The following is a 13,590-nucleotide window of genomic DNA, read 5'->3' on the forward strand; positions in this document are numbered from 1 at the left end:
TCCGGCGCCGGTCGTCCGGCCGTCAGGACCTCAGCGCGTCCAACTGCTCCAGGAACCACCGCGCCGGGGGCAACGCCGTACCCGCCGCGGCCAGCCGCTTCGACCGCTCCGCCCGCTCCCCGGGCCCCACCGACAACGCTTCGTGCAGCGCCTGGGCCGTCCCCGACACGTCGTACGGATTCACCACCACCGCGTCCTCACCCAGCTCCTCGTACGCCCCCGCCTCCCGCGACAGCACCAGCACGCACCCCTCGTCGGAGACGACCGGCACCTCCTTCGCGACGAGGTTCATGCCGTCCCGGACGGGGTTGACCAGTGCCACGTCCGCCAGCCGGTACGCCGCCAGCGACCGCGCGAAGTCGTCCTTCACATGCAGCACGACCGGCGTCCAGCCCGCCGTCCCGAACTCCGCGTTGACCGCGTCCGCCACCCGCCGCACCTCGGCGGTGTAGTCCCGGTACACGGCGAGGTCCTGCCGCGACGGGTACGCGAACGCGACGTGCACGACCCGCTCCCGCCACTCGGGCCGCCCCGCCAGCAGCTCCCGGTACGCCAGCAGCCCCCGCACGATGTTCTTCGACAGTTCGGTCCGGTCCACCCGCACGATCGTCTTCCGCGCGGTCCCGTCCGGGCCCTCCCCGATCTCCGCCCGCAGCGCCGCCATCCGCTCGTCCACGTCGGCCTCGTGCGAGCGCTGCCGCAGGAACTCCGCGTCCGCCCCGAGCCCGTGCACGCCGGTCTCCGTGCCGCCGGTCCCGCCCACCAGGGCGTCGCAGCACGCGGTGAACGCGTCGGCCCAGCGCCGGGTGAGGAACCCGAGCCGGTCGGCGCCGAGCATGCCGCGCAGCACCTGCTCGGCGATGTCGTCCGGCAGCAGCCGGAAGTAGTCGACCGGCGCCCACGGCGTGTGCGAGAAGTGGCCGATGCGCAGGTCCGGCCGGAGCTCGCGCAGCATCCCGGGCACCAGCGTCAGGTGGTAGTCCTGCACGATCGCGACCGCGCCCTCGGCGGCCTCCTCGGCCAGCGCCTTCGCGAAGGCCCGGTTGTACGCCTCGTAGGAGGCCCACTGCCGCCGGAACTCCGCGTCGAAGACCGGCTCCAGGGGCGTCTGGTAGAGCATGTGGTGCACGAACCACAGCACGCTGTTGGCGATCCCGTTGTACGCGTCCGCGTGCACGTCGGCCGGTACGTCCAGCATCCGCACGCCGTCCTCGCCGACCCCGCGCCGCACCGCCTCGCGGTCGCCGTCGCCGAGCGCGGAGCACACCCACAGCGCCCCCGCGTCGGGCCCGATGGCCGACAGCCCGGAGACCAGCCCGCCACCGCCGCGCCTGGCGTGCAGCGAACCGTCCTCCCCTACCTCGTACGAGACGGGCCCCCGGTTGGAGGCGACCAGCACCTGAGCAGCACCGAAGCTTGAAGCCATACGCCTCAACCTAGCCCGGCCCCGGGGGCCTCAAACGTGGCCGGATGCCCCGTCGGCATCGATCGCGTCACGCACCTTGTGAGGGTGGTGTGAAAAGAAGAAGGATGTGCGGTGCGCATTTCAACTTTCTGGGGGGTGGGCCGCATGCCCATACGCAAGCGCGGATTCACGAGCGGCGCGGCACTGGTCGCGGCCTGCGCACTGGCACTGGCCGGCTGCGGCGGCGAGGACGCCGACACCGCGACGGACGCACGGCCCGCGACGACCGCCGCGACCCCGGACAGCAGCCCCACACCCGAGGCGTCCCCCAGCACCGCCTCCCCGGCCCCAGCACCCACCCCCACCCCGACCCCCGCCACGCTGCCGGACTTCACCGGCCGCAGCGTCGGGTCGGCCGTCATCTCCGCCAAGCAGGCCGACGTCGACTACACCGTCCGGCTCCAGGGCACCGGAGGGCAGGCCTCCTCCTGGGGCACCGGCGAGAAGGTCTGCGAGCAGACCACCGGCCCCGACGGCGTGGTCTTCACCGTCCCCCGTGACGGCCGGGACTGCGCCGGGCGTTCGCTGCGCCCGAAGCCGACCCCCGCCCCCGAATCCGCGCAGCCGAAGGACCCCGGCACGGGCGGCACCGCCACCGGCGGCGGCACGAGTGGCGGCACCGGCGCCTGCGAACTCACCAGTCCCGCGGGCAACTGCTACGCCGACGGCCAGTTCTGCGCCAAGAAGCACCGCGGCCTGAGCACCCACGGCCGCGGCGGCGAGTACCTGACCTGCGCACGCGACTCCGGCGGCACCTGGCGCTGGTCGGACGGCGTTTCCGGCTGACGCGGTCCGGGCCCGGGAGGCCGGGCCACCCCGTACCGGCGACCGCGGACCCCGGGGCCGGGTCCGGGGTCCGGGGAGTCAGTCCACCCGCCGGGGTCCGGGGAGTCAGGCCACCCGCCGGGCCGCGTACTCCGCGATCTCCGTCATCGGTGGCCGCTCCTCCGTGTCCACGGAGTACGTGCGCGGTTCGAAGCCGTCGGCGCCGCGTTCGAACTGGGTGAGGGACGGCCGGACCAGGTGGCCGCGGGCCAGCCGGAGCTGGGCGGTGCGGTAGATCGCGGCGGACATGCGGCCCAGCGCCTGGCCGTCCTGGTGCCGGTGCCTGCGCACGCCGACGTCGACCTGCGCGAGGGCGTCCAGGCCCACCAGGTGCAGGGCGTCGACCAGCATGCCCAGCTCGACCCCGTAGCCGACGGGGAAGGGAAGCTGTTCGAGGAGGGAGCGGCGGGCCGCGTACTCGCCGCCGAGCGGCTGCACGAACCCGGCCAGCCGCGGCCAGTGCATGTTGAGCAGCGGGCGGGCCATCAGCTCCGTGACCCGGCCGCCCTGACCGGCCGCGGTGCCCAGCGGGCGGTCGTACATGGCCTTGACGAGGTGCACGTCCGGGTCGGTGAGCAGCGGTCCCACGATCCCGGAGACGAAGTCGGCGGAGAACTCGCGCAGGTCGGCGTCGACGAAGCAGACGATGTCACCGTCGGTGACCAGCAGCGAGCGCCACAGGACCTCGCCCTTGCCGGGTACGGCCGGGAGGCGGGGGAGTATCGCGTCGCGGTGCACGACGCGCGCGCCCGCCGCCGCGGCCACCTCCGACGTACGGTCCGTCGACCCGGAGTCCACGACCACGATCTCGTCGACGAGCGGGACGCGCCCCATCAGGTCCCGGCGGATCACCGTGACGATGTCGCCGACCGTCGCCTCCTCGTCGAGGGCGGGGAGCACCACGCTGACCGACTGCCCCGTGGCGTGCTTGGCGGTCAGGAGCTGCTGGACCGGCCGGTCCGCCAGGGACCAGGAGCGTGTATCCAGCCAGCGCTCGACTTCTTCCAGCACGTCCGGTGGCTCCTTCGTGATCCGTTGTGATCCATCTCGCGGTGCGGACGACTGCCTCAACCGCCCTGGCCTTCGGTTACAGTCTTGAACAACGCGATGGCCCACCGCATGCCGGGGGCCCGCGCGCACCACCGCACAACAACCGAATACCGCTCATCCAGAGGGGCAGAGGGATACGGCCCGTTGAAGCCCCGGCAACCCTCCAGTCGGTTCTTGTCACGCAGACGTGGCGAGGCTCCCGGCTCGGGAAGGTGCCAATTCCGTCTCACGGCGAGATGCGTCGTGAGGAAGATGAGGAGAAAGGGCCTCGCCTCCATGGCTGTGCAGACTGTCGACAGCACCACCACCCCCGACGCTCCCGCCCCCGCCGGATCCGTCGATCTGGGCCCCGCCGACGCCCTCTCCTGCCGCGAGTGCGGCCACCGCGTGCCGCTCGGCCCGGTCTTCGCCTGCGAGGAGTGTTTCGGCCCGCTGGAGATCGCCTACGACTTCTCGGCCTACGACACCGAGGAACTGCGCAAGCGGATCGAAGCGGGCCCCGCCAACATCTGGCGCTACGCCCCGCTGCTGCCCGTCCCCGCCGACGTGGCGACCAAGCCGAACATCAACCCGGGCTGGACCAAGCTGGTCAAGGCCGACAACCTGGCCCGCGAGCTGGGCGTCACCGGCGGCCTGTACGTCAAGGACGACTCCGGCAACCCGACGCACTCCTTCAAGGACCGCGTCGTCGCCCAGGCCATCGAGGCCGCCCGCGCCTTCGGCTTCACCACCCTCTCCTGCTCCTCCACCGGCAACCTCGCGGGTGCCGTCGGCGCCGCCGCCGCCCGCGCCGGCTTCCGCTCCTGCGTGTTCATCCCGCACGACCTGGAGCAGGGCAAGGTCGTCATGGCCGCCGTCTACGGCGGTGAGCTCGTCGGCATCGAGGGCAACTACGACGACGTGAACCGCTTCTGCTCCGAGCTGATCGGCGACCCGGCCGGCGAGGGCTGGGGCTTCGTCAACGTCAACCTGCGCCCGTACTACGCGGAGGGCTCCAAGACGCTGGCGTACGAGATCTGCGAGCAGCTCGGCTGGCGGCTGCCCGACCAGCTCGTCGTCCCCATCGCGTCCGGCTCCCAGCTCACGAAGATCGACAAGGGTCTGCAGGAGCTGATCAGGCTCGGGCTGGTCGAGGACAAGCCCTACAAGATCTTCGGTGCCCAGGCCGAGGGCTGCTCGCCGGTGTCCACCGCGTACAAGGCCGGCCACGACGTCGTACGCCCGCAGAAGCCGGACACCATCGCCAAGTCCCTCGCGATCGGCAACCCGGCCGACGGTCCGTACGTCCTCGACATCGCCCGCCGCACCGGCGGCGCCGTGGAGGACGTGACCGACGAGCAGGTCGTCGACGCCATCAAGCTGCTCGCGCGCACCGAGGGGATCTTCGCGGAGACGGCGGGCGGGGTGACGGTCGGCGTCACGAGGAAGCTGATCGAGGACGGCCTCCTGGACCCGTCGCTCACCACCGTCGTCCTCAACACCGGCGACGGACTGAAGACCCTCGACGCGGTGGCCGGCACCGGCCTCACCGCCACCATCCGCCCGAACCTGGACTCCTTCCGAGAGGCTGGCCTCGCATGAGCGTGACCGTTCGCATCCCGACCATCCTGCGCACCTACACCGGCGGCAAGGCCGAGGTCGCCGCCGACGGCGCGAACCTCGGTGAGGTCATCGCCGACCTGGAGAAGAACCACACCGGCATCGCCGCCCGCGTCCTGGACGACCAGGGCAAGCTGCGCCGTTTCGTCAACGTCTACGTCAACGACGACGACGTCCGTTTCGAGCAGGGCCTGGAGACCGCGACCCCCGACGGCGCGGGCGTCTCCATCATCCCCGCGGTCGCCGGCGGCTGATACGCGTCGTAGCGCGCATTGCCCCCTCCGTAAGAGAAACGGAGGGGGCAATTCCATGTGGTTGAGCGCGGTAGAGTTGGGGAACGCGCTCCCGGTCGCGAGACCGGGAACCCTCGATTCCTGCCGCACGCCCCACAAGATGTAGCCAAAGTGTGGGCGTCTTTCGCGGCTTTTGTTCCCTTTGTGTGCCCCGACTTGACCTGAATTCAGGCGAATTCTCGCCACATTCCGGATCGGGTGCGTCCAGATTTCTCGTCCAATTGACCTGTTGCAGAGGGCAGTTGGACAGATACATTCAGCCGCGGTCGACGCGTTCCGGCGCACGCCCCCAGTCGTGGGGGGCGAGGTCTGACCCGGGTCCGCGAAGTGCGGATCTGTGCAAGGGCCAGTAATAGGGGAGTTAGGCATGGCTCAGGGCACCGTCAAGTGGTTCAACGCGGAGAAGGGGTACGGCTTCATCGCGGTCGACGGTGGTGCGGATGTTTTCGTCCACTACAGCGCGATTCAGATGGACGGCTACCGCACCCTCGAAGAAGGCCAGCGGGTCGAGTTCGAGATCTCGCAGGGTCAGAAGGGCCCGCAGGCCGACATGGTTCGCCTCAGCGCCTGAGACGCGCGGCCACCGCAGCATTGGCCTTCATCCGAAGGGCCCGTACCTCCCGGGGTACGGGCCCTTCGGCCTGCTCCGGGCCTGCCCCGGGGCCTCCCGGGACCCATCCGGGACCCGCCCGCGACCCGCTCCGGGCCTGCCCCGGAGCCTCCCGGGACCCGTCCGGATCCGTCCGGACCCTTGGTCGCGGACGGCCGGGAGCGGGTGTCGATCGCCGAGAGGCGCTTGCACTCGACAGGGGCGAGTGCTAATCATTGCGTTAGCACTCTGAAGGTGAGAGTGACAACGAAGGACCGGGTCGGTGAGGCCCGCAGGCCGGGTGGGGAAGGAACCGCACGGCAGGCGAGCCGTCCGTCGCGGGCGCGGGCGCGGTCCGAAGGAATCACCCCCAGTCCTGGAGGGACCACTTCACATGGCCAAGATCATCGCGTTCGACGAGGAGGCGCGGCGCGGCCTCGAGCGCGGCATGAACCAGCTCGCGGACGCCGTCAAGGTGACGCTCGGCCCCAAGGGCCGCAACGTCGTCCTCGAGAAGAAGTGGGGCGCCCCCACGATCACCAACGATGGTGTGTCCATCGCCAAGGAGATCGAGCTCGAGGACCCGTACGAGAAGATCGGCGCCGAGCTGGTCAAGGAAGTCGCCAAGAAGACGGACGACGTCGCCGGTGACGGTACGACCACCGCGACCGTTCTCGCCCAGGCCCTCGTCAAGGAAGGCCTGCGCAACGTCGCGGCCGGCGCCAACCCGATGGCCCTGAAGCGCGGCATCGAGAAGGCCGTCGAGGCCGTCTCCGCCGCCCTGCTGGAGCAGGCGAAGGACGTCGAGACCAAGGAGCAGATCGCCTCCACGGCCTCCATCTCCGCCGCCGACACCCAGATCGGCGAGCTCATCGCCGAGGCCATGGACAAGGTCGGCAAGGAAGGCGTCATCACCGTCGAGGAGTCCCAGACCTTCGGTCTGGAGCTGGAGCTCACCGAGGGTATGCGCTTCGACAAGGGCTACATCTCGGCGTACTTCGCCACCGACATGGAGCGTATGGAGGCGTCCCTCGACGACCCGTACATCCTGATCGCCAACTCCAAGATCGGCAACGTCAAGGACCTGCTGCCGCTCCTGGAGAAGGTCATGCAGTCGGGCAAGCCGCTGCTGATCATCGCCGAGGACGTCGAGGGCGAGGCCCTGTCGACCCTGGTCGTCAACAAGATCCGCGGCACCTTCAAGTCCGTCGCCGTCAAGGCCCCGGGCTTCGGCGACCGCCGCAAGGCCATGCTCGGCGACATCGCCATCCTCACGGGCGGCGAGGTCATCTCCGAGGAGGTCGGCCTCAAGCTCGAGAACGCCACGCTCGACCTGCTGGGCAGCGCGCGCAAGGTCGTCATCACCAAGGACGAGACCACGATCGTGGACGGCGCCGGCTCCGCCGACCAGGTCCAGGGCCGGGTCAACCAGATCCGCGCCGAGATCGAGAACAGCGACTCGGACTACGACCGCGAGAAGCTCCAGGAGCGTCTGGCGAAGCTGGCCGGCGGCGTGGCCGTCATCAAGGCCGGTGCCGCCACCGAGGTCGAGCTCAAGGAGCGCAAGCACCGCATCGAGGACGCCGTCCGCAACGCGAAGGCGGCCGTCGAGGAGGGCATCGTCGCCGGTGGTGGCGTGGCCCTGCTCCAGGCCTCCCAGGTCTTCGAGAAGCTGGAGCTCTCGGGTGACGAGGCGACCGGCGCCAACGCCGTGAAGCTCGCCCTGGAGGCCCCGCTGAAGCAGATCGCCGTCAACGGTGGTCTCGAGGGCGGCGTCGTCGTGGAGAAGGTCCGCAACCTGACCGTCGGCCACGGCCTGAACGCCGCCACCGGTGAGTACGTCGACATGATCGCCGAGGGCATCATCGACCCGGCGAAGGTGACCCGCTCTGCCCTGCAGAACGCCGCCTCCATCGCCGCGCTGTTCCTCACCACCGAGGCCGTCATCGCCGACAAGCCGGAGAAGGCCGCCGCGGCCGGTGCTCCGGGCGGCATGCCGGGCGGTGACATGGACTTCTGATCGACCGGTTCCGGTTGATCGACCGTCCTTCACGTACCGAGGGCGGCACCCCCTGTTCCGGCAGGGGGTGCCGCCCTCGGGCGTTCCGCGTCAGGAGGAGCGGGTCTCCGACACGGGGATGGCATGGTGCGCGGCGAAGGTGCGGACCGCCTGTCGCAGCGGTGGTGCGGCACCCTGGGGAGCGAGCCACCTCGTCCGCATGAGGACGGTGCCGTCGAATCTGCCGCGGACCCACAGCAGAGGCTGGACAGCCGGTGGCAGACGGTGCTTCCGGGTCCCACCGGTCCACACGGTCAGCCGGCTCTCCCTGGAACTGGTGTTCAGCTCCACGGACCGGATGTCGGCCCAGGGCAGCACGACCTGCTTCTTGAGGGAGTCCACCCGGATACCCAGCTCGGTGAACGAGATCCCGTCACCGGAGCCGCGGAGCAGGCCTGCCAGCCGAAGGAACGCGATGAGCGCGGCGAGCACGAACAGCAGGCGCGGGCCGCCGGACGAGACCGCGACGAGCACCAGGAGCACGCTGGTGAGGACGGCGTTGCGCAGGATCATGAGCGACCGGGTCCGGCGGGGACGCCGGTAGTGGGCGAGCGGTGGCCAGGGGACGATCGTGGACCGGTCGCCGGCCTGCCGCTGTCCCGAGCCGACCGGACTCGAGGTGACCGAGGTGGAGGCGGCGCGGGGGCGTGCGTCGTCGAGCAGGTCCACCGGGGTTCCGTCCGCGTGGTCCGCCGTCACGGAGAGGCGGTCCGCGCACATGTCCAGCAACCGGCCGGGCGTGGGGCGTTCCCCGGGGTCCTTGCTCAGGCAGGCGAGGACGAGGGGTCGCAGGTCGTTGGGTACGGCGGACACGTCCGCCTCCGTGTGCACCGCGCGGTACATCAGCCCGTACGGTGTGCCGTTGCCGAAGGCGCTGCCGCCCGCCGCGGCGATCAGCACGGCGCCGAGGGAGAAGACGTCGCACGCCCCGGTGATGTCGAGTCCCTGCACCTGTTCCGGCGCGATGAACCCGGAGCTTCCGATCACCGAGCCGTCGTGGGTCAGCTGGGTGCCCTCCAGCGCGCGGGCGATGCCGAAGTCGAGGACGCGCGGGCCGTCGTCGGCCAGGATGATGTTGCCCGGTTTGAGGTCGCGGTGGACCAGCCCGCAGGAGTGGATCGTCTCCAGGGCCTCGGCCAGCGAGGCCGCGAGAGCCCAGAGCCGGTCCTCGTCGAGTGGGCCGTTCCGGGCGACCTCGTCGGCCAGGGTCGGCCCCTTGATGTAGGCGCTGGCCATCCAGGGCTGGGGTGCGTCGGGGTCCGCGTCCACCACGGCCGCGGTGTGGAAGCCGCCGACCTTGCGGGCCGCTTCCACCTCCTTGCGGAATCGCTGCCGGAACCGGGGATCGGCCGCGTACTCGCTTTTGACCACCTTGATCGCGACGGCCCGGCCGGACCGCGAGCGGCCCAGGAACACCGAGCCCATGCCCCCGGTCCCCAGCCGGCGCTCGATCACGTAATCACCGACACGTGCCCCGTTCACGGCTTCCTCTCAGGTGATTGGTGCGACCGACGTCCGCGCGTCAACATACGCGATACCGGGGGCGGTTGGATTCGCGGACACGGGCGCCGGGGTGCGGGCCCGCTCGGCGGTGCGCCCGGTGTGCCCGGGATCACGTCGGGCCCGAGGCGCGTGGCAGGAATGGGCGCGGAAGCGCGCGGGTTGTCGTTGACATCGTATGCATGCAGACGCATATATCGACTGGTGTCATCCCAGGGAGTCCCACATGAGCGTCACCTCCGCCGAGACGGCCTCGCGCGCCGCTCGGATCCTCGCCCGCCCGGCCACCATCAACGGCCTGACCGTGCCCAACCGCGTCGCGATGGCCCCGATGACCCGGATGTTCTCGCCCGGCGGCGTTCCCGGCGAGGACGTGGTCTCGTACTACTCCCGCCGCGCCGCCGCCGGTGTCGGCCTGATCGTCACCGAGGGTACCTACGTCGGCCACGACTCGGCCGGGCAGAGCGACCGCGTGCCGCGTTTCCACGGCGAGGAGCAGCTGGCCGGCTGGGCGAGGGTCGCCGAGGCGGTGCACGCGGCCGGCGGCACGATCGTGCCGCAGCTGTGGCACATCGGCATGGTCCGCAAGCAGGGTGAGCAGCCCTTCCCCGACGCCCCCGCCGTCGGCCCGTCCGGTCTGCGGATCGGCGAGGACGAGGCCACCGGCAAGGCGATGACCCGGCGCGACCTGGACGACGTCATCGGCGCCTTCGCCGAGGCCGCCGCCGATGCCGAGCGCATCGGCTTCGACGGCGTGGAGCTCCACGGCGCCCACGGCTACCTCATCGACCAGTTCCTGTGGGCGGGCACCAACCGCCGCACCGACGCCTACGGCGGCGACCCGGTCTCCCGCACCCGTTTCGCCGCCGAGATCGTGGCCGCCGTGCGCGAGAAGGTCTCGCCCGGCTTCCCGGTCATCTTCCGGTACTCGCAGTGGAAGCAGGACGCCTACGACGCCCGCCTCGCCGAGACCCCGGAGGAGCTGGAGGCCATCCTCGCCCCGCTCGCCTCGGCCGGCGTCGACGCCTTCCACGCCTCCACCCGCCGCTACTGGCTGCCCGAGTTCGACGACTCCGACCTCAACCTCGCCGGCTGGACGAAGAAGCTCACCGGCAAGACCGTCATCACGGTCGGCTCGGTCGGCCTCGAGGGCGAGTTCGGCAAGGCGTTCCAGGGCGAGGGCGCCGCGCTCGGCAGCCTCGACAACCTCCTGGACCGGATGGAGCGCGACGAGTTCGACATGGTCGCCGTCGGCCGCGCGCTGCTCCAGGACCCGCAGTGGGCCCGGAAGGTGCTGGACGGCCGTTTCGACGAACTGGCGCCGTTCGACCCGGCGGCGCTGCAGACGTTGAGCTGAGCCGGCGCCGGCCCGCCGGGAAGAGTGCCTGTCGGGGCAACCAGTCTGCCCCGACAGGCCTTCCTGTCGAAGGGTCGTCGCGGTAAGGATGGGTCGTATACCTGCGTACGTGCGCTTGACGGCTGCCCGGCATACCTGGTGGGTCATCCCTGAGACTCTCCGTACGGAGTGGGAGTCTTCGACAGGCCCGGCGCAGATCACAGTCGGCAGTCGATGAGGGCGCATGTACGCACACGACCGGGTGTCCCGGAAGTCACCACCGTCTCGACCCCAGGTGCAGACTCGTCGGACGGAGTCCGATGCCGTGGGCGCGGTGGTGGGCGGACCGCTGACCGCCCGGTCCATAACCGTTCTTCAACGAGCGGCGGGCAACGCCGCCGTGTCCCAACTCGTCGCCTCGGGTGGGAACGGTCATGCCAGTTCCCGAGGACCCGTTCCGACGGTGCAGCGCTCGACCGGGGTCGTGGTACAGCGCGGCGTGAACGAGAGCCAGGTTGCTCTGGAACAGAGCGACGACCATGACTTCGTCGCGAAGCTCCGAGAGATGAAGAACAATTCCGCGGTAATCGATGACGCGGACGTCGGACGGCTCCGTCGGAGGATCGACGCGGTCAAGGCACGTCACGTGTTCGTCCCGGGTTCTGTCGAGGCCATGATCGACCTCTACGCCACGGACGTCGAAGGCGACGGGCCGAAGGCGAGTGGCTACCAGAAGGCGCAGCAGGCCTTCGCGAACGTCGATCCCAAGAAGCGGCGCAAGGACGAGTCGCGCGGAGCCTACCTGGGGGCCGGCGACGCGATCACTGCCAAGCAGGAGGAGGGACACCGCCAATCGCCCGAGAAGGGGAAGCGCAGGGACGAGAAGGTCCTCGATCTGAAGGGTGAGTGGTCCTGGGCCGCCAACGAGGAGTGGGTCAACCAGGCCGACAAGACCTTCGGACGTTTCAAGCTCCTGGCCGACCAGATTCCCGACTGGGCCCGCAGCATTCTCTCGAGTCCTGACGCCACGGGAGACAGGTTCCTCGCGACTGTGCACGAGCACTACAAGGACGCCACGGAAAGAGTCGACCTGTACCACACCGCGGACGGCGAAAACCGGTTCACCTATTTCGCCCAGGAGTTGGCCAAGCTTCTTGACATGGGATACCGCCTCCATGAGTCGGGCGGAAAGCTCATCATGATGAAGTCAGCGGCTCAATGAGGATCACGCGACGGCGGCGGCAGGCGTCTGCACCGCGGGCCGAACGGCCGAACGGGCGAGCGGGTCGCGGCACAGGGTCCCTGGAGTCCTTCACTACCGCCGTACGCGCGCACAACGGCGCTCAGTAAGGGAGTTCCAGTCCGGAGGCGCGGGTCCTGTCGTCCCGGTTCCGTGCCTTGCGGACGGCGTTCGCACGCACCGGCGAGCCCGGCTGTCCCCCGTACGGCACTGAACGGCGCCCGGTGCGCCGTCGCCCGCCCGGGCCGGAAGCACCGCTCCTCCTGAGGCACAGGTCCGGACGGGGCGTCAGGGCGTCGCCGACTTCCACGTGGCCGTGGGGCCGCACGCTTCTGGGCCGGTGTCGTGCCTCCACGACCCGCGTCGAGGGCGCTGCGCGTCGCCTTCGGCGATCGGCCGCCAAGGTCCCCCTGGCCCAGCCCGGCCTTCTCGCGGGCGTGGCGCAGTTCGGTGCCCAGCAGGGCGCGGGGGACGACGGCGGGCCGAGGTCTTCCGGTCCAGGCAGGCAGCGAAACTCCCGGTCGCACATCAGGCGTTGTCGGTACGCCCTGTATGGCCAGGTCGGAGGCGGGGCAGACACGCTGTGTGGTGAATCGGAAACTCAGCGTGGAGGTGAGGAACGTGCGGTCGACCGAAGAAGTCGTCGAGTCCTTGCGGCAGGCCCTCGTGGGCGCCGGGGTCGTGCTGCCGTCCCTGTGCGTCGATCCGGTGACCGGCGCGAGCGACGAGCCGTTCGCCCTGGTGGACCTGGGCCGGTGCAACGTCCGGGTCGCCGAGCGGCTGGCGTCGGTGGTGCGGGGTGAGCGGCCGGCGGTCGGTGCGCATGCCGTGGACGCGCGGGACGGCCGTGTGGGGGAGGTCATGGGGCACAGCGGCGGCAGCGTGCGGCTGCGGCCGGTCGGCGGGGGCCGGGAGTGGGACTGCCCGAAGGGGGCGGTGGTGGACGCGCAGCCGGAGGACGTGGTGCGGGCCCGGCTGCGCAGAACCGACCACGAGAGCGTCCGGGGGTAGTGCCTAGTCCGGTGCCACGATGCGTTCGACCGCCGCCGCCACCAGCTCGTCGCGCTCGGCCGGGGTGAAGACGTCCGGCAGGGTGAGCTGCTCGACGATCAGCCAGTTCAGGGCGAGGTAGAGGAGTTTGACGGCCATGGCGTCGCCGGGGAGGCCGGACGCCTCGTGGTAGGAGACGTTGGCGGCGACGTCGGCGCGGATGCGTTCGGTCAGGATCGCGCGCAGCTCCGGGCGGCGAGTGGCCTCCAGGCGGAGTTCCAGCAGGGCGAGGTAGCCGGTGCGGAACGAGGCGATGCGGTCGACGAGTTCGCGCATGAGCTGGACGTACGTGTCCCGGTCGCGGCCGGCCGTCTGCTGGCGGGCGATCGTGGCCTCGTCGGGGTGGAGGCGCTCGTAGACGCGGGCGCCGGCCTGGGTGAGCAGGTCGTCGCGGTTGGCGAAGTAGTTGGACGCGGTGCCGCCCGGTACGGCGGCCTCCGTGTCCACCGCCCGGAAGGTCAGGCCCCGGGCTCCCTGATCGGCCAGGACCTCGATCGCGGCGTCGACGAGGGCGGCGCGGCGCTCGTCGTTCCTTCTCACCATGAGTACCTCCTCATTGACACCACTCCTTCTGTAGTACTACG

General features: G+C 70.7%; 12 protein-coding genes, 1 pseudogene and 1 riboswitch. Of the genes and pseudogenes, 8 read left to right on the forward strand and 5 right to left on the reverse strand.

Features of this window, described 5'->3' with window-relative positions:
• Positions 1–22 precede the first annotated feature (22 nt).
• The gene (locus ACP4IX_RS13710; RefSeq protein ID WP_426555626.1) at positions 23–1,426 is read right to left on the reverse strand and encodes an alpha,alpha-trehalose-phosphate synthase (UDP-forming); all 1,404 of its coding nucleotides are present in this window, start codon (positions 1,424–1,426) and stop codon (positions 23–25) included.
• A 144-nt stretch (positions 1,427–1,570) separates the two neighbouring features.
• Here ACP4IX_RS13710 and ACP4IX_RS13715 point away from each other — a divergent pair, with 144 nt between their 5' ends.
• Entirely contained in the window at positions 1,571–2,251 is a 681-nt protein-coding gene (locus ACP4IX_RS13715) for a hypothetical protein (RefSeq protein ID WP_426555627.1), read from the forward strand.
• Positions 2,252–2,356: 105 nt separating this feature from the next.
• On the opposite strand, the gene ACP4IX_RS13720 is transcribed toward ACP4IX_RS13715, so the two are convergent.
• Entirely contained in the window at positions 2,357–3,301 is a 945-nt protein-coding gene (locus tag ACP4IX_RS13720; RefSeq protein ID WP_426555628.1) for a glucosyl-3-phosphoglycerate synthase, read from the reverse strand.
• Positions 3,302–3,451: 150 nt separating this feature from the next.
• Positions 3,452–3,599: riboswitch (SAM riboswitch) on the forward strand.
• A gap of 17 nt (positions 3,600–3,616) precedes the next feature.
• On the opposite strand from ACP4IX_RS13720, the gene thrC reads away from it, so the two are divergent.
• The 4 genes from thrC (at position 3,617) to groL (ending at position 7,841) form a co-directional block, all read left to right on the forward strand.
• Positions 3,617–4,921, forward strand: coding sequence for a threonine synthase (gene thrC, locus ACP4IX_RS13725; RefSeq protein ID WP_426520576.1), 1,305 nt, complete (start codon positions 3,617–3,619; stop codon positions 4,919–4,921).
• Entirely contained in the window at positions 4,918–5,193 is a 276-nt protein-coding gene (locus ACP4IX_RS13730; protein WP_053133038.1) for a MoaD/ThiS family protein, read from the forward strand. Before thrC ends, ACP4IX_RS13730 begins: the two co-directional genes overlap by 4 nt.
• Before the next feature lie 406 nt (positions 5,194–5,599).
• Positions 5,600–5,803 carry a cold-shock protein gene (locus ACP4IX_RS13735; RefSeq protein WP_004929928.1) on the forward strand — a complete coding sequence of 68 codons (204 nt, stop codon included), beginning with the start codon at positions 5,600–5,602 and terminating at the stop codon, positions 5,801–5,803.
• A 412-nt stretch (positions 5,804–6,215) separates the two neighbouring features.
• Entirely contained in the window at positions 6,216–7,841 is a 1,626-nt protein-coding gene (gene groL / locus ACP4IX_RS13740) for a chaperonin GroEL (RefSeq protein ID WP_356359560.1), read from the forward strand.
• Positions 7,842–7,931: 90 nt separating this feature from the next.
• On the opposite strand, the gene ACP4IX_RS13745 is transcribed toward groL, so the two are convergent.
• On the reverse strand, positions 7,932–9,362 hold the full coding sequence (locus ACP4IX_RS13745; protein WP_426520572.1) for a serine/threonine-protein kinase: 1,431 nt from the start codon (positions 9,360–9,362) through the stop codon (positions 7,932–7,934).
• Between the two features lie 244 nt (positions 9,363–9,606).
• Between ACP4IX_RS13745 and ACP4IX_RS13750 the strand changes: the two genes are divergently transcribed.
• The gene (locus ACP4IX_RS13750) at positions 9,607–10,737 is read left to right on the forward strand and encodes an NADH:flavin oxidoreductase (protein ID WP_426555629.1); all 1,131 of its coding nucleotides are present in this window, start codon (positions 9,607–9,609) and stop codon (positions 10,735–10,737) included.
• A gap of 304 nt (positions 10,738–11,041) precedes the next feature.
• Positions 11,042–11,938: a hypothetical protein gene (locus ACP4IX_RS13755; protein WP_426520568.1), complete on the forward strand. Its 897-nt coding sequence runs from the start codon at positions 11,042–11,044 to the stop codon at positions 11,936–11,938.
• A 410-nt stretch (positions 11,939–12,348) separates the two neighbouring features.
• Here ACP4IX_RS13755 and ACP4IX_RS13760 read toward each other — a convergent pair.
• Positions 12,349–12,461: pseudogene (locus ACP4IX_RS13760) on the reverse strand (transcriptional regulator); the annotation flags it as partial.
• Positions 12,462–12,577: 116 nt separating this feature from the next.
• Here ACP4IX_RS13760 and ACP4IX_RS13765 point away from each other — a divergent pair.
• On the forward strand, positions 12,578–12,967 hold the full coding sequence (locus tag ACP4IX_RS13765; protein ID WP_426520566.1) for a hypothetical protein: 390 nt from the start codon (positions 12,578–12,580) through the stop codon (positions 12,965–12,967).
• 3 nt (positions 12,968–12,970) lie between these two features.
• Here the strand turns inward: ACP4IX_RS13765 and ACP4IX_RS13770 are convergent, their stop codons facing one another.
• Positions 12,971–13,549 (reverse strand): TetR/AcrR family transcriptional regulator, encoded by a 579-nt coding sequence (locus ACP4IX_RS13770; protein ID WP_426555630.1) that lies wholly within the window; start codon positions 13,547–13,549, stop codon positions 12,971–12,973.
• Between the last annotated feature and the right edge of the window lie 41 nt (positions 13,550–13,590).

The organism is Streptomyces sp. WG5, assembly GCF_049974565.1.
Lineage (GTDB): Bacteria > Actinomycetota > Actinomycetes > Streptomycetales > Streptomycetaceae > Streptomyces.

Excerpts from the sequence above, each read along its gene's own strand:
- ACP4IX_RS13750 (WP_426555629.1), top strand. The coding sequence starts at position 9,607 with ATGAGCGTCACCTCCGCCGAGACGGCCTCGCGCGCCGCTCGGATCCTC.
- groL (WP_356359560.1), top strand. The coding sequence starts at position 6,216 with ATGGCCAAGATCATCGCGTTCGACGAGGAGGCGCGGCGCGGCCTCGAG.
- ACP4IX_RS13770 (WP_426555630.1), bottom strand. The coding sequence starts at position 13,549 with ATGGTGAGAAGGAACGACGAGCGCCGCGCCGCCCTCGTCGACGCCGCG.
- ACP4IX_RS13715 (WP_426555627.1), top strand. The coding sequence starts at position 1,571 with ATGCCCATACGCAAGCGCGGATTCACGAGCGGCGCGGCACTGGTCGCG.
- ACP4IX_RS13710 (WP_426555626.1), bottom strand. The coding sequence starts at position 1,426 with ATGGCTTCAAGCTTCGGTGCTGCTCAGGTGCTGGTCGCCTCCAACCGG.
- ACP4IX_RS13735 (WP_004929928.1), top strand. The coding sequence starts at position 5,600 with ATGGCTCAGGGCACCGTCAAGTGGTTCAACGCGGAGAAGGGGTACGGC.
- ACP4IX_RS13730 (WP_053133038.1), top strand. The coding sequence starts at position 4,918 with ATGAGCGTGACCGTTCGCATCCCGACCATCCTGCGCACCTACACCGGC.
- thrC (WP_426520576.1), top strand. The coding sequence starts at position 3,617 with ATGGCTGTGCAGACTGTCGACAGCACCACCACCCCCGACGCTCCCGCC.